At 49.3% G+C, this 18,943-nt stretch carries 18 protein-coding genes; 12 read left to right on the top strand and 6 right to left on the bottom strand.

Annotation, left to right across the window (positions count from 1 at the left end):
- Positions 1-63 precede the first annotated feature (63 nt).
- The 4 genes from BN6628_RS09570 to BN6628_RS09585 are packed head-to-tail and all read left to right on the top strand — an operon-like array spanning position 64 to position 4,539.
- On the top strand, positions 64-912 hold the full coding sequence (locus BN6628_RS09570; protein ID WP_082927097.1) for a carbohydrate ABC transporter permease: 849 nt from the start codon (positions 64-66) through the stop codon (positions 910-912).
- 48 nt (positions 913-960) lie between these two features.
- The gene (locus BN6628_RS09575) at positions 961-1,854 is read left to right on the top strand and encodes a carbohydrate ABC transporter permease (RefSeq protein WP_068622151.1); all 894 of its coding nucleotides are present in this window, start codon (positions 961-963) and stop codon (positions 1,852-1,854) included.
- A gap of 49 nt (positions 1,855-1,903) precedes the next feature.
- Positions 1,904-3,445, top strand: coding sequence for a glycoside hydrolase family 76 protein (locus BN6628_RS09580; RefSeq protein WP_068616830.1), 1,542 nt, complete (start codon positions 1,904-1,906; stop codon positions 3,443-3,445).
- A 44-nt stretch (positions 3,446-3,489) separates the two neighbouring features.
- Positions 3,490-4,539 (top strand): glycoside hydrolase family 76 protein, encoded by a 1,050-nt coding sequence (locus BN6628_RS09585; RefSeq protein WP_068616832.1) that lies wholly within the window; start codon positions 3,490-3,492, stop codon positions 4,537-4,539.
- 86 nt (positions 4,540-4,625) lie between these two features.
- On the opposite strand, the gene BN6628_RS09590 is transcribed toward BN6628_RS09585, so the two are convergent.
- The gene (locus BN6628_RS09590; RefSeq protein WP_068616833.1) at positions 4,626-6,551 is read right to left on the bottom strand and encodes an amidase family protein; all 1,926 of its coding nucleotides are present in this window, start codon (positions 6,549-6,551) and stop codon (positions 4,626-4,628) included.
- A 294-nt stretch (positions 6,552-6,845) separates the two neighbouring features.
- Complete coding sequence (gene hmpA, locus BN6628_RS09595; protein ID WP_068616835.1) at positions 6,846-8,045, bottom strand: NO-inducible flavohemoprotein; 1,200 nt, start codon at positions 8,043-8,045, stop codon at positions 6,846-6,848.
- A 495-nt stretch (positions 8,046-8,540) separates the two neighbouring features.
- On the opposite strand from hmpA, the gene BN6628_RS09600 reads away from it, so the two are divergent.
- Positions 8,541-9,203, top strand: coding sequence for a YitT family protein (locus BN6628_RS09600; RefSeq protein WP_068616837.1), 663 nt, complete (start codon positions 8,541-8,543; stop codon positions 9,201-9,203).
- A 111-nt stretch (positions 9,204-9,314) separates the two neighbouring features.
- Here BN6628_RS09600 and BN6628_RS09605 read toward each other — a convergent pair whose 3' ends face one another.
- The 3 genes from BN6628_RS09605 to BN6628_RS09615 all read right to left on the bottom strand — a co-directional run bounded on the left by BN6628_RS09605 (position 9,315) and on the right by BN6628_RS09615 (position 11,267).
- Positions 9,315-9,497: a DUF2188 domain-containing protein gene (locus tag BN6628_RS09605; RefSeq protein ID WP_068616839.1), complete on the bottom strand. Its 183-nt coding sequence runs from the start codon at positions 9,495-9,497 to the stop codon at positions 9,315-9,317.
- A 142-nt stretch (positions 9,498-9,639) separates the two neighbouring features.
- Positions 9,640-10,614 (bottom strand): peptide-methionine (S)-S-oxide reductase MsrA, encoded by a 975-nt coding sequence (gene msrA, locus BN6628_RS09610; RefSeq protein WP_068616840.1) that lies wholly within the window; start codon positions 10,612-10,614, stop codon positions 9,640-9,642.
- 44 nt (positions 10,615-10,658) lie between these two features.
- Positions 10,659-11,267 (bottom strand): TVP38/TMEM64 family protein, encoded by a 609-nt coding sequence (locus BN6628_RS09615; protein WP_068616842.1) that lies wholly within the window; start codon positions 11,265-11,267, stop codon positions 10,659-10,661.
- A 579-nt stretch (positions 11,268-11,846) separates the two neighbouring features.
- Between BN6628_RS09615 and BN6628_RS09625 the strand changes: the two genes are divergently transcribed.
- Positions 11,847-12,545 carry a TerC family protein gene (locus BN6628_RS09625; protein WP_068616847.1) on the top strand — a complete coding sequence of 233 codons (699 nt, stop codon included), beginning with the start codon at positions 11,847-11,849 and terminating at the stop codon, positions 12,543-12,545.
- Positions 12,546-12,686: 141 nt separating this feature from the next.
- Here the strand turns inward: BN6628_RS09625 and BN6628_RS09630 are convergent, their stop codons facing one another.
- Positions 12,687-13,511 carry an AraC family transcriptional regulator gene (locus tag BN6628_RS09630; RefSeq protein WP_068616848.1) on the bottom strand — a complete coding sequence of 275 codons (825 nt, stop codon included), beginning with the start codon at positions 13,509-13,511 and terminating at the stop codon, positions 12,687-12,689.
- A 156-nt stretch (positions 13,512-13,667) separates the two neighbouring features.
- Here BN6628_RS09630 and BN6628_RS09635 point away from each other — a divergent pair, with 156 nt between their 5' ends.
- From BN6628_RS09635 to BN6628_RS09660, 6 genes are all read left to right on the top strand, one after another.
- Positions 13,668-14,768, top strand: coding sequence for a Gfo/Idh/MocA family protein (locus tag BN6628_RS09635; RefSeq protein ID WP_068616850.1), 1,101 nt, complete (start codon positions 13,668-13,670; stop codon positions 14,766-14,768).
- 49 nt (positions 14,769-14,817) lie between these two features.
- The gene (locus BN6628_RS09640; RefSeq protein ID WP_068616851.1) at positions 14,818-15,591 is read left to right on the top strand and encodes a sugar phosphate isomerase/epimerase family protein; all 774 of its coding nucleotides are present in this window, start codon (positions 14,818-14,820) and stop codon (positions 15,589-15,591) included.
- The gene (locus BN6628_RS09645; RefSeq protein WP_068616853.1) at positions 15,584-16,666 is read left to right on the top strand and encodes a Gfo/Idh/MocA family protein; all 1,083 of its coding nucleotides are present in this window, start codon (positions 15,584-15,586) and stop codon (positions 16,664-16,666) included. Before BN6628_RS09640 ends, BN6628_RS09645 begins: the two co-directional genes overlap by 8 nt.
- A 21-nt stretch (positions 16,667-16,687) precedes the next feature.
- Positions 16,688-17,656, top strand: coding sequence for a sugar phosphate isomerase/epimerase family protein (locus BN6628_RS09650; protein WP_068616855.1), 969 nt, complete (start codon positions 16,688-16,690; stop codon positions 17,654-17,656).
- Positions 17,657-17,910: 254 nt separating this feature from the next.
- Positions 17,911-18,225, top strand: coding sequence for a winged helix-turn-helix transcriptional regulator (locus BN6628_RS09655; protein WP_068616857.1), 315 nt, complete (start codon positions 17,911-17,913; stop codon positions 18,223-18,225).
- A 64-nt stretch (positions 18,226-18,289) separates the two neighbouring features.
- Positions 18,290-18,856, top strand: a complete 567-nt coding sequence (locus BN6628_RS09660; protein WP_068616858.1) for an FAD-dependent oxidoreductase — start codon at positions 18,290-18,292, stop codon at positions 18,854-18,856.
- The last annotated feature ends 87 nt before the right edge of the window (positions 18,857-18,943 follow it).

The following is an 18,943-nucleotide window of genomic DNA, read 5'->3' on the forward strand; positions in this document are numbered from 1 at the left end:
CTTGATGAAAAAGGGGGGATAGGAGTGGCTTCCAAAGGGAGATTGAACGGGCATCAAGAAAAAATGGCCTACATTTTCATCACTCCGACCATGCTGCTGTTTGCTGTATTCACCATCATACCGGTGGTTATGGCCTTGTACTTGAGCTTTACCAATTATGACATCCTTAGCCGAATGGACTGGGTGGCTCTGGATAACTATAAGCGGTTGTTTAAAGACAGTCTCTACTGGACTACCTTTGTGAATGTCATATATTACTCGGTTATATTTATACCTCTGAATATCCTGCTGTCCTTGGGACTTGCCATGCTGATGAATTACAAAAGGTTCGGGGTCCGTTTGTTCCGCACATTCAACTATCTGCCTACATTAACCTCAGCGGTAGCAGCGGCTACAGTGTGGATCTGGCTTCTTCACCCGGAGTTCGGCCTGGTGAACGGGCTGCTTAGCGAATTCGGAATTGCGGGGCCAGCATGGCTGGCCCAGACCGAAACCGCAATGCCTTCTATCATTATGGTGACTCTGTGGCAGTCTATCGGTTCTAATATGGTGATTTATATTGCCGGGCTGCAAGGAGTTCCGGATTACCTGTATGAATCCGCAAAGCTTGATGGCGCATCGGCCTTTGCCCGATTCCGCTACATCACTTGGCCGCAGCTTAGACCTACAACTTTTCTGATCAGTACATTAGCTATAATCTCTGCGCTGCAGCTATTCGACCAAGCCTTTGTTCTTACGCAAGGGGGACCGGGGAATGTGACAAAAACACCGGTATATCTGATTTACCAGCAGGGTTTCAAGCAGCTTCAAATGGGTTACGCCTCAGCCCAGGCGTTTGTTCTGGCTGTGGCCATTCTGATCTTCTCGCTGATCAATATGCGGATCAATAAAGCGGAAGAACCGGTTGTTTAGAAAGGGGGAAGTTGGATGGAAACTCATATCAATTCGGGTTCCCCGGTGATCCGGCCTCTAAAATCAAAGAAGATGGTTCTGGGCAAAACTGCTGCAGGCATCTTGTTTTATACAGTCAGCATTGCGATTGCGGCTGCCATGATTCTGCCTTTTTTCTGGAGTCTGATGACCTCGCTCAAACCTAGCGACGAAATCTTCTCCTTGCCGATTAAATGGTTCCCGAGCCACTTAACTTTCGAGCATTATCAAAAAGCATTTACTACAGTGCCTTTCGGTCTGTATTTCTGGAATTCACTCGTGCTGTCGGTTGCCGGGGTGCTGGCCAACTTATTCTTTGGCTCTTTGGCTGGTTATGCATTCGCCAAGCTGACCTTCCGGGGGAGCAAGCCAATGTTCAGGCTGCTGCTGGCGGCGATGATGATTCCCGGGATCGTTACGATGATTCCAAGCTTCTATGTGTTAAGGCACTTTCCACTACTCGGGGGCAACGATCTGTTCGGAACAGGCGGACAGGGGCTTCTGAACTCGTTCTGGGGAATTATTCTGCCGGGAGCCTCAGGAACTTTTGCCGTATTCTTCATGCGCCAGTTCTTCCTTACCCTCCCGACAGACATGATGGAAGTAGCCCGAATAGAGGGCTGCGGTGAGTTCCGGATCTTCTGGAATATTTATCTTCCATTAACGAAGCCGGCGCTTGCCACGTTAAGCATTTTTACCTTTCAGGCCGGATGGAACAGCTTCCTATGGCCGATGATTGTTCTTAATGATCCCTCGAAAGCCACGATTCAAATGGGGCTTCAAGCTTTTTCATATAACAACCAGACGGATTATGGCCCTATGATGGCAGGAGCGTTAATCGCCATTCTGCCAATACTGATTCTCTTCCTGCTGCTGCAGAAGTACTTCGTGCAGGGCATTGCGTTTAGTGGAATTAAAGGCTGAAGTGTGATTGCGGGCAAGAATCTTACTGGTAGAAAGGATGGAGCGAACGATGTTGAAAAATGTCGGAAAATGTGTGCTTGTTACGGTATTGGCGGTGTGTTCGTTTGCTGGAGTAGGAGCTGCGCCTAGGCAGGCGGCTGCTTTTACAAGTTCCAATGCGGACTCGGCAATGAATGCTTTTGTAAATGTATTTTACGATCCAGGTGCGAAGTACTTTTATACCAATAGTGACCATCAGATTCACTCCGAACATGCCTTTGGCCCGGATGGGGGGAAATACACCGATTTTTGGTGGGAAGCCCAGCTGTGGGAAACGGTGATGGATGCTTATGAGCGAACACATAACAGCACTTACCGGACAATGATCGATGAAATTTATACCGGCTTCAACCAGAAGTATCCGAATATGATGGCCAACGATTTCAACGATGACCTGGGATGGTGGGCGCTGGCCTGCATGCGTGCTTATGAATTAACCGGAACAGAGGAATACCGCAATCGCGCTTCCTTTTTATTTGATCAAATTTACAGCTTCTATGACAACACTTATGGTGGGGGAATCTGGTGGAAGAGGGACGGAACCTCCCCGCAAAAAAATATGGCGACCAACGCCCCAATGGTTATTACAGCTGTGAAGTTAAAGAATGCGACCGGGAACCCGGCTTATTTGACAAAAGCCCAGAATATCTATGGGTGGATTAAGAGCAGGCTTTCCTCCGGAAGCAAGCTGGGGGATCACGTGGAGGGCAGCGGAAGCGGAACTGCAGTAGACTGGGACTTTAGCTATAACTATGGCACTTATATGGGGGCGGCCCTGTCCTTATATAAGGAAACTCATAATGCGGCTTACTTAACGGATGCTAACAACTCCGCTAATTATGTCATCAGCAAGATGACATTGTCTAATACCCTTATGTACGAAGGGGAAAATGACGGAGCCGGGTTCAAGATGATATTTATGCGTTATCTTAATCAGCTCCGGCTTGAAACGGGGAACTCGTCCTATCTTACTTTCCTGCAGCAAAATGCAACCCAGGCCTACAACCACCGCCGTAATTCAGATCAGATTATAGGTAGTGATTGGACTGGACCAACCGGTAGCGGGTATGTTCAAAGTCTCGCTGCGGCGGCGGGGGCCTCGGTTCTTCAGCTTGTTCCTGCCGACGGCTACACAGGCTTTATCGCAGGTAATGGAGTGTATGAAGCGGAGAACGCCTTGTTGACCAAAAACGGCGGGGGTGGAATCTTTAATGAAAGCAGCACGGCAGGTTATTCGGGCAGGGGTTATGTAGCCGGATGGAATACGAACGGGACGGGCATCACTTTCAATGTGAATCAGAATTCGGACAGCACCCGCACCATGACAATCCGTTACGCGGCAGGTGCGGGGAACGCAAGCCGTTATATCTCTGTAAATGGTTCTGTTATCGCTCCCAACCAGGTATTTAATGCTACCAATGGTTGGGGAGATTGGCAGACACTAACGTTAAATGTGAATTTAAAAGCCGGTTTTAACACCATAGTCATCGGTTATGACAGCAGTAAAGGGAATGCGAATTACTTGAATGTTGATCAAATTTATGGCCTTTAGAAAGATAAATATGATAATTGGATCAGATTAGAGGAGGAGTGGTTATGCTGTGGGCCGAACGCGCGGAAGCTGCCCAAAGGTCGCTTAATGATCATTTCTGGAATCCGGAAATTGACATGTATAACATTGAGACCCCTTGTTTGAATGGGGCATGTAACACAATCTTTCATTATTGGTGGATGGCTCATGCGGTGGATGTGCTGGTCGATGGTTGGCTGAGAACAGGTGAAGCGCGTTATGCCGAGACGCTGGCGGCCCTTCATGACGGAATCCGGAAACGAAATGGCGGAGCCTATCCCAATGAGCTATATGATGATATGGAATGGATGGCGATTGCCTGGCTGAGAGCATATCAGGCAACTGGAGTGCAGGCCTATAAGGAAACCGCGCTAATTCTATGGGAGGACATCAAGACCGGCTGGAATGATCAAATGGGGGGCGGGATTGCCTGGCAGAAATCGCAGCTGGATTACAAAAATACACCTGCGAATGCCCCGGCGGTTATTCTGGCGGCAAGATTGTATGACAGCTTCGGACAGGAGGCGGATCTGGATTGGGCCCGTCGAATCTATGATTGGCAGACGGCACATCTGGTAGATCCGGAGAGCGGGTTCGTCTGGGATGGAATGAACCGCAATGGGGACGGAGTCATCGATAAGGATTGGAAATTTACTTATTGCCAAGGAGTGTACATTGGGGCGGCGGTGGAGTTGAACCGGGTTACGGGCAATCCCCAGTACTTAAGGGATGCTTATAAGACTGCCGCAGCTGCTGAAGAGGAGCTCGTCGATCCAGCTACGGGAATGCTGCCGGATGAAGAAGATGGCGATGGAGGTCTCTTCAAAGGGATCTTCGTCCGGTATCTGGCTGAGCTTGCTCTTGCTGGAGATACAGATGATCGGGCGATACAGCTTCTTCATCTGAATGCCGTCATGCTTTGGGAGAAAGGAATGAACGCTCAGGGCCTTATCGGTACGGACTGGTCATTTCCTCCTAAAGGAACGGTATCCCTCAGTTCCCAGCTAAGTGGAGTGAAGCTTCTTGAGCGGATGGCGGTACTGGAGAAGCAAGGGAAGATTCCGTTGGAAGTGTAATAAAATTAATCTTAATTCAACAAGCCGGGCCTGTTCCTCATCAAATGAGGGCAGGCCCGGTTTTATTTTACTAATTTCATCAAGGTTCAGGGCGCTAAGACTGGTGATTTGCGGTGATGTGTTCCTTGCTCATAGCTGTAGGCCAGCTTGATTAAGGTGCCTTCATCAAATGCCCGTCCCAGGAATTCAATGCCTACGGGCAGCCCGTCGTCTGTGAAGCCCGCAGGTACCGAAATGGCAGGGAACCCGGAGTAAGGACTTAACCGGTTATTGTTCCCGGAGTTCTGATCCTTGCCGATGGATGCTGCCGGCTGAGTAGTTGTGGGATATACGATGGCATCTAAATTATTGTCCGCCATTACCTTAAGGAGAGACTCGCGGGTAATTTTGGTACGGTTCAGGATGATATCCTTATATTCCGGCTCATCCAGTGTAGTTCTCGCATCACGGGATTTCATGGAAGTCTCCTGGGTCTTGTCATACTTCCCGGAATTAATGATCTCCGTCAAGGAATGGTAAGGGGCTGAAGGACCGAGTTCCTTCAAGTAATCATTCAACTGGAATTTAAATTCATAGCTGCTAAGACTCGGGTATTTCATGATTGCCGCCAAATTCGGAATTTGTACTGGAACTGCGGTGGCCCCCAGGTCTTTAATTTCCTCAACCGCTTGATTGACCACTTTCGTAACCGGCATCTCCTCAGGCTTCGTGCCAAACAGCTCGGTGGCTACGCCAATCCGGGCTCCCTTTAACCCGCTAACATCCAGAAATTGAGTATATGATTTAGGGACATGTCCAGCCGCATAAACCGTTGCCGTATCATTAGGATCATATCCGGCTGTGGCCTGCAGCAGGATGGCCGCATCCGCCACTGAACGGGCCATTGGACCACCGACATCCTGGGTCAGCGCAAGTGGGATGATGCCGTCACGGCTGGAAAGTCCCACAGTAGGTCTGATCCCCACAAGACTGTTGAAGCTGGAAGGAATGCGGATCGATCCTCCTGTGTCAGTTCCCATGCCAGCTGCAGCCATGTTGGCAGCAATGGCTGCTCCTGTACCTCCGCTGGAACCGCCGGGATAATGATCAAGCGCGTAAGGATTCAAGGTTTGCCCTCCAAGCGAGCTGGAGGTTGTAATGCCAAAGGCGAATTCATGGAGATTGGTTTTGCCCAAAATAATGGCACCTGCCTGCTTCAGCTTCTCGATTTGCTCCGCATCCTTGGAAGGAACCGAATCCTTAAGACAAATGCAGCCTGCTGTTGTCGGCATGTCCTTGGTATCATAGTTATCCTTCACTAATACTGGGATTCCATGAAGGGGGCCGCGCGGACCGTTTGTCTCACGTTCCTGATCCAGGGACTCTGCAATCTGCAGAGCATTCGGGTTGAGGTTCAGCACTGCATTCAGCTTGATTCCTTGGTCATCGTACTTTTGGATACGGTCCAGATACAGCTGTACCAGCTGCTTGGAGGTTAAGCGTCCCTGCTCCATCGCTGTCTGCATATCGGTGATGGAGGCTTCCTCAAGTACAAATGGCTTCAGATAATTCCGGACCCTGTCGTAAATGATGGAGGCTTGTGAGACGGTAATGGGAGCTTCTGGTCCAAAAAGCCGTTCGGACTGCCCATTCATGATACCGGCCCGAATCACGGCACCTATGTACGTCGCGTAGGGGGAAGAGCCAGACACATCTTGAAACGCAGCCGGCTTGCTTTTAAGGCTCAGCGCCAGCTGTATCATTTTCGCAGCTTCCGCTCTTGTTAGAAATGTCCCGGACCCTTTGGATGAAGAGTAGGGGATGTCTGAAGCTCCGGTCAGCTCTTTAAGCTTTGCTGCAAATTCTGCCTGAGAAACCCCTTTTACCTGCTTAGTATATGTCACATTATGTGACGCAGATAGATTTGTGTTCCCCGCTGCCTGGGCTGGGCTTAATCCTGTTCCTCCAGTGATCAGAAGCCCTGCAAGTACTGCTAATATCCCCTTTTTTCCTGTAGATGTAATAATCCTCATGCATGCACTCTCCTTCCTGATGTCCCAAAAAAGTTTAATAAGCTCAGAAATGATCATAAATTGATGTTAGGTAAATTAACAAATGTAAGTAGAGGTCAAAAAAGCGGATACATCATATAAATTCTTTGAATTATTAAGTTTTTTGTTGATTTTTCATATAAAAAAGAAAATATATTCAATGGAATATATCTCGATATGTAATATAATATTACATCGAATAAGCAAGAAAACCTCCCTTTTGCCTTAAGTGAAGGAAAGGGAGGTCGGGAAGTTTAGTAGATTCTATGTTGCGAGTTACAAGCTGTCAGCTGGACCGAAAAATTCAAAATGAATGCGTTCCTGGGGAATTTCCCATTCCTGCAGCGCGCGGTTTACAGCCCGCATGAAAGGGACCGGACCACAGAAATAAAAGTCGGCCTGCCCATCCGCTACCTGTTGAAGCCAAGGCAGATCAATATATCCGGTCTTATCACAGACTTCGCCATCGGCGGGATCTTCGTAGATCAGATAGGATTTGAGATTATTATGATTCTTGGTCAGCTCAAGAATATGATCCTTCATGGCGTGGTAGATTCCGCTACGGGCCGCATGAATATAGACAACTTCACGCTCCGGGCTCTGCTCAAGAAGTGTTTCCAGCATGCTGACCATAGGAGTGAGGCCTACACCTCCACTGATGAGAACAACCGGGGAGCTTTTCGCCTGATCTAGTACGAATGATCCTGCCGGTGCGCTGATCTGAAGCTGACTGCCTTCTTCCACCGCATGATGCAGATAGGTGGATACAACGCCTGCCGGTGAATCGGCCCCGGCATCCTCGCGTTTCACGGTGATCCGGTAATAATCCGGGTTAGGGGCTGAAGACAGGCTGTAATGCCGCAGATGTGTGAACTCCTGCCCGTCCGGTTTTACGCATACCGTGATATATTGACCCGGCTCAAAGGAAGCAATGGCTTGGCCGTCAGCGGGCTTGAGGTAGAAAGAAGTGATAACCTCGCTCTCCCGGACTTTACGGTCCACAATGAAGGGACGGAATCCTTGCCAGCCGCCAGCCTGTGAGGCAGCCTCCGAATACATTTTCTGTTCAACACCGATGAATGCATCGGCTATAACACCATAGGCCCGTGACCAAGCGTCCAGAATTTCATCGGTTGCCGCTTCGCCAAGCACGGTTTTGATTGCCGCCAACAGGTTCTCACCTACGATGGGGTAATGCTCCGGCAGGACACCCAATGCCCGGTGCTTGTGGGCAATCTGAACGACCACTGGCAGAATCTCTTCCAGGCGGTCGATGTGGGCGGCTGCCGCATACACCGCGTTGGCTAGGGCAGCGGATTGTTTGCCTTGTCTCTGGTTGGCATGGTTGAAGATATTCATCAGTTCAGGATGATTTCTGAACATAGCTTGGTAAAATGTGCGTGTAATGTCCTGTCCGTGAATTTCGAGCGCAGGGACAGTGGACTTAATAATTTCGATGGTTTTTGGATCAAGCATGGGATTCTTCCTTCCGTTATGAACTTGAATTCATAACTAAGTATAGAAACCGGTACAGTCTGTCAGTGTGATCGCCGTCACACGAAAAATTGACACTTTGTGAAAAGGAATCAAATTGCAATGAAATTTATCACTTTTCTTTTCAGAAAATTTCTTGTTTTACAAACAAGCTGTTTAGACATGATTATTAGTGTGGTATAATAGTATTAGTAAGCAGAATCGGCATGATGAAATTTTTGATCAGTCCCCATGAATCATTCTGCAATATAAAGAAGAAAGGATCAGGATACCATGTGTCCCCGAAGGACAATTCCCCAAAGGACGATTTGGAAACGTTGTGATCTCTCTTATACTTAGCTTCTTTCGTGGCTCGTCGGTTTACGGCTAAACTTCCACGAAAGAAGAGTGTGACAATGCGAAGGATAAAGTCCTCTAGGACCTTCTTCGTAGGGAGTTGCCGTAAGGTCAACCAAACTACGATAAGAGGGATTCCGTATGAGGAAAGACAAGAGATGGCTAGTTGACACAGAACAGTTAGTATTGATGCTTATTGGCACTTTTTTGCTTGCATTTACTTATTACCATATTAATTTTCAGAACCACCTTTCAGAAGGCGGGTTTGTCGGCCTTTCCCTGCTGGGTAAGTATCTGTTTAACTTCCCGCCAGCGGTTACGGCTTTGGTGCTGGACATTCCGGTATTCATTCTGGCCTTGATTCTGAAAGGACGTAAGTTCTTGCTGAACACGATTATCGGTTCGCTTGCTTTCTCCGGTTTCTATGAGCTTTGCGACCGGTTCTCGCCGCTTCATATTGATCTGCATAACAACTTGCTGCTCGCTGCAATTTTGTCCGGGTTATTCACCGGTATTGGAGCCGGGGTGGTGCTTCGGGCTGGTGGTGCAACAGGCGGTGATGATATTCTATCCCTGCTGCTAAGTCAATTAACCGGACTGAAGATTGGAACTGTGTTTATTGCGCTGGATGCGGTTGTGCTTATGATCTCGCTGATCTATCTGCCTGTGATGGAGACACTGTTTACCGTTGTGGCGGTATTGATCGCAGGTAAGGTCATAACCTGGACTGTGAACTACGGCAGAAGTGAAGAGCCGAAGCTGCGCGTTCCGGTGGCAGTCAAAGAGAAGACAGCCCGTGCATAAGGGTAGTTAAAGGCATTTTACGGCTTAGGCTGTGAAATGCTTTTTATTTTGTCTGCTAAGTCACTTGGTTAAAAGCAAAGAGGACACCTGAAGCTCAGGGTCCTCCTTCTGTTATTTTTGGTGTGTGGGGTGATTCTTGTCCCACTCTTCCGCTTTAGATGTTCCGATCGCAATGGCGCGTCCTTCATCATAACCTTCATCCAGAAGGGCATTGGCAATTTCCACCGCTTTATTACGGACGCGGGAATCCAGGTTCTTCATGGAGGGCGGGTAATCATTCTTGCTCCAAGGCATATGAATCACTCCTTATGCTCTGTATAGTTACTACTTACCCTGCTCATGTACGGTGAAACGTTCAATTCACAGGTTTATCGGCCTGGTATGCAGGCATGGCAAAATGAAAAAGGAGCCTCCTGGCAGGAAACTCCCACAAAAATTACTCCGTATCAAAAAGGTAACGATATTCACCATATCCTTGCTCTTCAAGCTCTTCCTTTGGCACAAAACGAAGTGCTGCCGAGTTGATGCAGTAGCGCAGGCCTCCCCGGTCGGCAGGACCGTCATTAAACACATGCCCGAGATGGGAATCAGCTTCCGTGCTGCGCACCTCCGTACGGACCATGAAATGGCTGAGATCTGTTTTTTCTTTGACATTATAGTCCCGGATTGGCCGGGTAAAGCTCGGCCATCCGCAGCCTGAGTCATATTTATCCTTGGAGCTGAACAGAGGCTCGCCCGAGACGATATCCACATAAATCCCTTCGCCATGGTGATCCCAGAACTCATTGGCAAATGCAGGCTCGGTCCCGTTCTGGCGGGTCACCTTGTACTGCATTGGAGTCAGGCGGCTGCGGAGCTCGTCCTCATCCACCTTGCCCGACCAGTGGCTCTCAATGAAGTCCTGGCGTCCCGATCCTTTGCGGTAGCGTTTATAGTGGGCTGGGTTCTTCTTGTGGTAACCCTGATGGTATTCCTCGGCCTCATAGAAAGTGGCCGCCGGTAGGATTGGTGTCACAATCGGCTTGTCAAAGCGTCCGCTCTCACTAAGCATTTTCTTGGAGGCTTCCGCCTGGATACGCTGCTCTTCATTGTGGTAAAAGATCGCAGTCCGGTAAGAATCCCCACGGTCATGGAACTGGCCGCCTGCATCTGTCGGGTCAATTTGCTGCCAGAAAAGTTCCAGGAGCTTTTGATAGGGGAAGATGTCAGGATTGAACGTAATCTGAACAGCTTCATAGTGGCCGGTTGTGTCAGAACAGACCTGCTCGTAGGTTGGATTCTCAACATGGCCTCCTGTGTAGCCGGAGACAACCTTCTCGATGCCGGGAAGGTCCTCAAAAGGAGAGACCATGCACCAGAAGCAGCCTCCTGCAAAAGTAGCAAGTTCGTGGGTTTGAGTTGAATTACTCATAGGTATGAATCACTCCTTATCTATAGTATGTTATATGGCTCACCTTATCTAACCCGTGTCATTCTTTTATATCCCCAGAGGGCGGCCCCTGTAAACAGAAGGTAGCCCGCCATAATCCCGAAGGCGAGCATCGGGTCCTTGAACACGGTTCCCCCAAGGAAGGAATAGACAAAAATACCGGGCAGCTTGCCGATCGCTGAGCCTAATACAAAGACGTGCAGCCTCATTCGCGTGATTCCAGCAAAGGCATTGACGGCCATCTGCGGAAGCAGGGGAATCACCCGCATGATAATGATGGCCTCCAGCGGATGTTTCTCCACATATTGGGTGTAGCGGCCAAGCATTTGATACTTGCTCAGCCAAGCCCTGGCTTGTTCCCGGTAAGCATAGGCTACGGCCAAGTAGACCAGAACGCCGGCGGTTGTGGAGCCAATCAGACAGATCACAGCCCCCCACCAAGGTCCATACATAAATCCTGCGGCACCCACAACAACTTTGTAGGGGATGACCGGACATAAGGCAAGCAGGGTGGCCATAGCCAGCATGGACCCGGCCGGAGGGCGATGGTTAAACCAGTCAGCCAGCGCTTCTTTATTAACCCAAGCGGCGGCTAACAATATGACGTATACTACGGCAGCCAGCCATTTTCGCATAGCGGCTCCTTTCAGAAAAAGTAAAACTGCTATATAAAGTGAACTTTAGAATTAACCGATCCTAGCGGAGAGGACGAGTGATTCTGAAGAAGCGGAGTGTCCACCTTTGTCTCCGAAATGCCCCTACTTGAATATCTCGTTCAAGCATTTCGGAGACAACAGGGTCGTAAGAACACTCGGCATCGCAGCGTCCCTAAAAGGTAACCTTCATAAGTTTAATTTATATATGATCATAATACCAAAGAGTGCGCGTGGAATCGAATTATATATTAAAGGGAAGGTTATTGAATGGGCATTTGACCAGGGACTGGCGTATTGATAAATACCATGCTATAATCCAAATAAGAATATTGCATGGTTCCTCAAAGGGGAGTAGCTTCTGACAATAAAGTCGTCATTACGGGATAACATCCCCGGCTTTATTGACAACGATACCGTTGTTAGCGAGACCTTTGCCCGGTACTTATACTTGGGTAAAGGTCTTTTTTGATGCGTTAAGCGTCGTGGCCCAAGTAAAAGCCGCGGCGCTTATTTTGCGTGGACCGGCCACTAAATTTAAATGGTAAAGGGGAGATGAGAATGGATTTGATGAGCGTGGACTTTTGGACTGTGCTGATGTCAATTATTTTGATTGACTTGGTTTTGGCCGGGGATAATGCGATTGTTATTGGTCTCGCAGCAAGGAATGTGCCTAAGGAAGACCAGAAGAAGGTCATTATGTGGGGAACGATCGGCGCTATTCTGGTCCGTGTGGTGATGACCATTTTGGTGGTTCAGCTGTTGGCTGTGCCGGGTCTGAGATTGGTGGGAGGCCTTGCACTTTTATGGATTGCCTACAAGCTTATTGTCGATGATAAGAACCATGAGATTAAAGCGGGGAACAGATCCTGGGCGGCGATACGCACGATTATTATCGCGGATACGATGATGGGACTCGACAACGTTCTAGCTGTTGCGGGAGCGGCGCACGGGGATAATGTAATGGTCATCATCGGGCTTGCGATCTCTGTACCGATCATGATCTGGGGAAGTACAGTGATTTTGAAGCTTACTGAACGCTTCCCGATCGTCATTACCCTGGGGGCAGCTGTATTGGCCTGGACCGCTGCCAAGATGCTGGTGGACGAGCCGATGATTTCCGCCTGGTTCACGAATGGGTTTATCAAGTACGGTTTCGAGATTGTTATGATTGCTTTGGTGGTTGGCATCGGCAATTATGTTAAAAGAAACAATGCAAGACAAAGAGCCATCCGCAACGCGGTTAATGGAAGCCACTGAGCCGCGGTGCTCAATTAAAAGGCCGTTCCCCAAGCGAATAGTCTTACGGCAGAGCGGTCGGCTTTTTGCAAAAAAATAAACAAAGCGCTAGTTCAAGGGGGTAACCTTGGACTAGCGCTTTGCTATTTTGGTCATTGTTGTCTACCCGTTCATGGATTCCCGGCTGGACAATCTGAACTGCTTGGGCGACATGCCAAACCGTGAGCGGAATACTTTGTGAAAATAATTGTAGCTTGGGAAGCCGGAGCTTTCAGCAATATGTTCCAAGGACAGCGGGCTGAATATGACCCGCTCTCTGGCCATATTCAGTCTAATTTCCAGCGTATGCTGCATGATGCTGGTTCCGAACGCGGCCTTGAAGAGGTGCACTGCCCGGGACACACTGATTCCCACATGGGCAGCTACGTCCTCCAGCTTAAAGGAAGTGGAGGCATTCTCTTCAATATACTGTTTGATCTGATAAGCAAGATAAGTTCTCGGAGTAGGAACGGGAAGCTCCAGAAGCTGTCTGTCAATTTCCAGGCACAGAATCCGCAGATAGTACTCAGCAATCTCGGGCGTGGGGTTCGACATCCGCTGCTGCTCCAGCATAATCTGGCGGAAGATTCCGACGAAGCCCTCAGACAGGGGAACACGGAGCTTATGGGGGCGGCTCTTCATCTTCCACCATTCGTCCATCCAATTGCCTTGGAGAAGTATATAATAATCTCCGCTGAACAGAGTCTTGTCCCCCTGCTTGTTCTCAAAGGCATCGATTCTCAGCTCATAGGGCTCTCCCGGAGCAAAGATGATCAGATCGCCAGCCTCAACGTTGACCAGCTTGCCATCACACCGTGTCCGGCTGCGGCCTTCAGTCTGAATCCGGATCAGATAGTGATCAAGCCCATCCGGATGATTAGAAAAATAAGGCTTATGGTGCATTGCATAACCAGCTGCCAATATATGCAAGTTATCATTGATATTCATCAAGCTTCTCCCTATATCTCTCAGAAATAATGACCAGATTGTTCAGGTTTCAATCATATTATTCATTTTACTGTACTGCAAATAGGAATACCATATTACTTGTTAAGTGAATTGAATATCAGCTTGGCTTGCGCCAGAGCCCGGGGAGATGAGACATTGACGAAACTTAAGGCGGGAATCATAGGCTGTGGCAATATCAGTCCGGCATATCTCACTTACCTGAGCCGCAGTCCGTATGTACATATTGCCGCCTGTGCGGATATCGTCCTGGATAAAGCAAAAGAACGAGCGGCACAGTATGGAGTTGAAAACGTATACACGGTCGGGGAGATGCTGGCATCTCCAGAGATTGACCTGATTATCAATCTGACGATCCCCGCCTCCCATGGACCTGTCAGCCTTCAGGCGCTTGAAGCCGGGAAGCACGTCTACGTGGAGAAGCCGCTGTGTCTGGACCTGCCAGAAGCGAGGTCCATCCTGGCGCTTGCTGCTCAGAAAGGCCTCCGGGTGGGCGCAGCCCCAGATACCTTCCTCGGTGCGGGAATGGAGACGGCGCGCAATGCTATTCATCAGGGAGCCATTGGAAGCCCGATAGCCGCAACTGCCTTTATGGTAGGCTCTGGTCCTGAACTCTGGCATCCCAACCCGGAATTTTTCTATACGGCCGGGGGCGGCCCCATGTTCGATATGGGACCATACTACTTAACTGCCCTTGTGAATCTTCTGGGGCCTATTCGAAGAATCAGCGGATCGGCGGGGATTCAGATTTCGCCCAGAAGGATACATACCGGTGAGCATGCGGGAGACGAGATCCCGGTGCATGTACCGACGCATTACAGTGGGACCCTTGATTTTGCGGGAGGGGCTATTGGAACATTGGTCACCAGCTTTGATATCCCTGGCGGCAGCCAGCTGCCTCGGATGGAGATTTACGGTAGCGCAGGTACGCTTCATCTGCCTGATCCAAATTATTTCGGTGGTGAGGTCAAGCTGAGAAAGCCGGGGAATGAGGAATGGGAGACCCTGCCTGCTCTATTTGAATGCGGGGGTAATGAAAGGGGCCGCGGCGTTGAGGATATGGCCAGGGCTATTCAAGCGGGTACTTTACACCGGGCTAATGGACTTCAGGCTTATCATGTGCTGGAGGCCATGCATGCCTTCGAACGTTCATCAAGGGAAGGACGTCATATTGAGCTGGAGAGTGCTCCAGATTTGGCTGAATACTTCAGCCAGTTGCCCAAGAACGGATCTAAATGATGTGAATCCATTTGGAATGAACTAAATACAAAGACTGGAGTGAGCAATTTTGACCAAAATCGGCTTGCAGTTGTACACAGTCAGGGAAGCACTTGAACAGGACTTCGAAGGAACGATCCGCAAGGTGGCTGAGCTTGGGTACCATGGAGTGGAGTTTGCTGGGTATTATGGACGCACCGCTGAGCAGGTCAAAGAACTGCTGGCCGAGACCGGCCTGGAGGCTTTGGGCTCCCATATCGGATACGAGCGGTTGAAGCAGTCGCTGAGTGATGAAGTTGCATTTAATCAGATCATTGGGAACAAATACTTAATTATTCCCTATCTGTCGGAAGATCAGCGTAAAGGCTGGCAGGGCGCCATTGACGGCATTCGGAGCCTCGGTGTGAAAGCGGCGGAAGAGGACATGGTGCTCTTGTATCACAACCATGATTTTGAGTTGAGTGAAGAGTATGAAGGGCAGCCTGCGCTCGATGCCATGTTCTCGCAGGTGCCTGCCTCTCTTCTTCAAGCTGAGTTGGACACTTGCTGGGTCCACTTCGCGGGTTATGATCCGGTTGAGTATATTTTGAAATATACAGGCAGGCTTCCGCTTGTTCATCTTAAAGACATGGTCACGAAGGCGGATGGATCAGCTGAAACGGTAGAGCTGGGTCAAGGAGAAGTGGATCTGAAAGCTATCGCGGATGCGGCCGTCGCTTCGGGGGCTGAGTGGCTGGTGGTTGAACAGGATGAGTGTCTGCGAAATGACCCGCTAAAGTGCATCGGGATTAGCATGGAATGGATTAAGAATTATCAACGTCAAGGAGGACAAATACATGTCTAAAGTTTTGAAGGTAGCGGTAATTGGCTGCGGCGGAATTGCCAAGGGAAAGCATCTCCCAAGTCTGGCCAAACAACCAGAGGTTGAACTGGTAGCATTTTGCGATATTATTGAAGAGCGTGCCGTGGAAGCCAAGGAGAAATATGGAAGTGAGGACAGTAAAGTCTATACTGATTATAAACAGCTGCTCGAGGAAAGTGGAGCGGAAGTCGTTCATGTATGTACGCCAAATGACTCCCATGCTGAAATCACAATCGCTTCGCTGGAATCCGGCAGACACGTCATGTGTGAGAAGCCGATGGCCAAGACTTCTGAGCAGGCCCGGGCTATGCTGGAAGCGGCGAAACGCACAGGCAAGAAATTATCGATCGCTTACCAGAACCGTTTCCGCAGTGACAGCCAATACCTGAAGAAGCTCTGTGAGGACGGCGAGCTCGGAGATATTTATCTGGGCAAGGCGCTGGCGATCCGGCGGCGCGCGGTTCCAACCTGGGGTGTGTTCCTGGACGAAGAGAAGCAGGGCGGAGGCCCGTTGATCGACATCGGAACTCATGCGCTTGATCTGACATTGTGGCTGATGGACAACTATGAACCGAAGAGTGTGACGGGTTCTGTGTTCCATAAGCTGGGCAGCCGGGCCAATGCGGCTAACGCTTTCGGCTCCTGGGACCCTGAGAAGTTTAAAGTGGAGGATTCCGCATTCGGCTTCATTACGATGAAGAACGGGGCGACCATTATTCTGGAATCCAGCTGGGCGCTCAATGTGCTTGAGATCGGTGAAGCTCAGACGATTCTAAGCGGAACCGAAGGCGGTGCGGATATGAAGAATGGTCTTCGTCTGAATGGAGAGAAGAACAGCCGGCTGTGGGAGACCAAGGTGGATCTCAGCTCTGGCGGCGTAGCCTTCTACGAAGGCGAAGAGGAGACGGACGCTTATCTGGAAGCCAAGTCCTGGGTGAAAGCCGTTCTTGAGGACGAGGAGCCAGTTGTTAAGCCAGAGCAGGCATTGGTGGTTACGGAGATTCTGGAAGCGATCTATGAGTCCGCCAAAACAGGCAAAACTGTATATTTTGAATAGAGGACAGGAGGAACTATTACAATGAAACTTGGTGTATTTCTTGTACTTTTTGGAGACCGTTCTTTTGAAGAGGCCCTTGATTTTGTCGCATCCCAAGGCGTAAAAGCTGTAGAGATTGGTACAGGAGGAAATCCTGGCAACAAACACTGCAAGCCGGATGAGCTGCTGGAGAACAAGTCAGCACGCGATGCGTTCAAGAAGGCTCTCGATTCCAGGGGTATTACCATCAGCGCGCTTAGCTGTCATGGTAACCCGCTGCATCCGCAGAAGGCGCTTGCTAAGGCGGATCATGATGATTTTGTAAAAACGGTGCAGCTTGCTGAATTGTTGGAAGTTCCCGTTGTAAATACATTCTCCGGATGCCCGGGGGATCACGAGGAGGCGAAATATCCGAACTGGCCGGTGGCCCCATGGCCGAATGACTACCAAGAGATTCTGAAGTGGCAGTGGGAGAACAAGGTGATCCCTTACTGGAGCGAATGGGGGAAATATGCGGCAGACCATCATGTGAAGGTCGGTCTCGAGCTTCACGGCGGCTTCTCTGTTCATACACCAGCTACGCTGCTTCGCCTCAGGGAAGCTGCAGGGGAAGCGATCGGCGCCAATCTTGACCCGAGTCATATGTGGTGGCAGGGGATTGATCCTGTTCAAGCGATCCATATTCTCGGCCGTGAAGGTGCGATTCACCACTTCCACGCTAAAGATACGGTGATTGATCCTGTCAATGTGAACAAATACGGGATTACGGATATGCAGTCCTACACCAACATGCTTGACCGGGCTTGGCAGTTCCGGACGGTCGGATACGGCCATGACAGCAAGACGTGGGCGGATATTGTGAGTGCGCTGCGCCTTGTTGGTTATGATTATGTGGTCAGCATTGAGCATGAAGACGGCCTGATGTCGATTGAGGAAGGCTTTACCAAGGCTGTCCGCAACCTTCAGCCGATTATTATTGAAGATTCAAGTGCGGATATGTGGTGGGTGTAAAATAACCAAATAAGTTCCACCTAATAGAGCCAAACTACCTTCTGGAAGAGCCGGAAGCGGGTTTGGCTCTTTTTCGCCCAGAATTTTAATTGTAAAATCAGTGTCAAAGTTCATTTTGTATACCATCGCACGTATATATTGTATAATCAGATATTATCCGTTTCATTTATAAGCAAAATGTTGTAAAATATATATACTAACTAAACGTAAGTTTTTTCGGTTAACCCTGACCGGACGACGAAGAGGTGATTTTTGTGGAGGATCAATGGGTTTTGTGTCCGCGATTTGAGTCTGCATTCTCTTTTTTGGGGAAAAGATGGAATGGTCTGATTATACAGACATTGATGAGCGGTCCGAAGCGCTTTAAGGATATTTCCGGACTGATTCCGTCTATGAGTGATAAAATGCTGTCTGAACGCATGAAGGATCTGGAATGTGAAGGGATACTGGTACGTCATGTATACCCGGAGACCCCGGTTAGAATTGAATATGAGCTGACAGATAAAGGCAGGGCGCTGCGTCCTGTCATGGAGCAGATTCAATCCTGGGCAGAAGCCTGGGTAGAATAATATAAGCCAGCCGGGTCTTTAGACAGACGGGCGGGCTTGATTCTTACAGAGAGAAGGTGCTTTAGTGGCAGAGATCATTATTATCGGAGCAGGACCAGCTGGAGCCAGCGCAGCATTATTCCTGGCCAAAGCAGGCAAAGAGACCTTGGTAATTGACAGCAACACCAGTATGACCAAGCGGGCCTGGATTGAGAACCACTATGGCGTCAAAGATATCTCTGGTCCTGATCTGCTGAAGATTGGGCGTGAGCAGGCTGCGAAATTTGGTGCCAAGTTCATCGAGGAGAAGGTTACCGTAGTGGATACGAATGGCGGTCAAACCGTTAAGATCAAGACTGAATCCGGGAGAGTCTATGAAGCTTCTTACGTGATTCTTGCAACGGGAGCGCTTACTGACTTGGCGAAGCAAACCGGGCTTGAGCTTAAGGAAGGCATTGAACCAAGAATTAAGACGGTAATTGCGACTGATGGTGCTGGACGAACCAGCAATCCTAGAATTTGGGCGGCCGGGACGGCTGCAGGAGTAAGTGTGCATACGATTATCACCGCCGGAGATGGAGCAAGGGTTGCGGTGGAATTATTGAGCGAACTGAATGGTGAGCGTTATGTGCAGCACGATGTTTTGAAATAATTCAAGTTAAATTCAGTATATAAATAACGATAAGGGCTTCGGCAGGAATTCTGCCGGGCTTTTTTATTTGTCCATATTCCATGTTAC

Origin of the sequence: Paenibacillus tuaregi, assembly GCF_900086655.1 — a bacterium.
Taxonomy (GTDB): Bacteria; Bacillota; Bacilli; order Paenibacillales; family Paenibacillaceae; genus Fontibacillus; species Fontibacillus tuaregi.

Bases quoted from the DNA above. Each gene is read 5' to 3' on its own strand.
- BN6628_RS09570 (WP_082927097.1), top strand. From the start codon at position 64: ATGGCCTACATTTTCATCACTCCGACCATGCTGCTGTTTGCTGTATTC.
- BN6628_RS09580 (WP_068616830.1), top strand. From the start codon at position 1,904: ATGTTGAAAAATGTCGGAAAATGTGTGCTTGTTACGGTATTGGCGGTG.
- BN6628_RS09585 (WP_068616832.1), top strand. From the start codon at position 3,490: ATGCTGTGGGCCGAACGCGCGGAAGCTGCCCAAAGGTCGCTTAATGAT.
- BN6628_RS09590 (WP_068616833.1), bottom strand. From the start codon at position 6,551: ATGAGGATTATTACATCTACAGGAAAAAAGGGGATATTAGCAGTACTT.
- hmpA (WP_068616835.1), bottom strand. From the start codon at position 8,045: ATGCTTGATCCAAAAACCATCGAAATTATTAAGTCCACTGTCCCTGCG.
- BN6628_RS09600 (WP_068616837.1), top strand. From the start codon at position 8,541: ATGAGGAAAGACAAGAGATGGCTAGTTGACACAGAACAGTTAGTATTG.
- BN6628_RS09605 (WP_068616839.1), bottom strand. From the start codon at position 9,497: ATGCCTTGGAGCAAGAATGATTACCCGCCCTCCATGAAGAACCTGGAT.
- msrA (WP_068616840.1), bottom strand. From the start codon at position 10,614: ATGAGTAATTCAACTCAAACCCACGAACTTGCTACTTTTGCAGGAGGC.
- BN6628_RS09615 (WP_068616842.1), bottom strand. From the start codon at position 11,267: ATGCGAAAATGGCTGGCTGCCGTAGTATACGTCATATTGTTAGCCGCC.
- BN6628_RS09625 (WP_068616847.1), top strand. From the start codon at position 11,847: ATGGATTTGATGAGCGTGGACTTTTGGACTGTGCTGATGTCAATTATT.
- BN6628_RS09630 (WP_068616848.1), bottom strand. From the start codon at position 13,511: ATGAATATCAATGATAACTTGCATATATTGGCAGCTGGTTATGCAATG.
- BN6628_RS09645 (WP_068616853.1), top strand. From the start codon at position 15,584: ATGTCTAAAGTTTTGAAGGTAGCGGTAATTGGCTGCGGCGGAATTGCC.
- BN6628_RS09650 (WP_068616855.1), top strand. From the start codon at position 16,688: ATGAAACTTGGTGTATTTCTTGTACTTTTTGGAGACCGTTCTTTTGAA.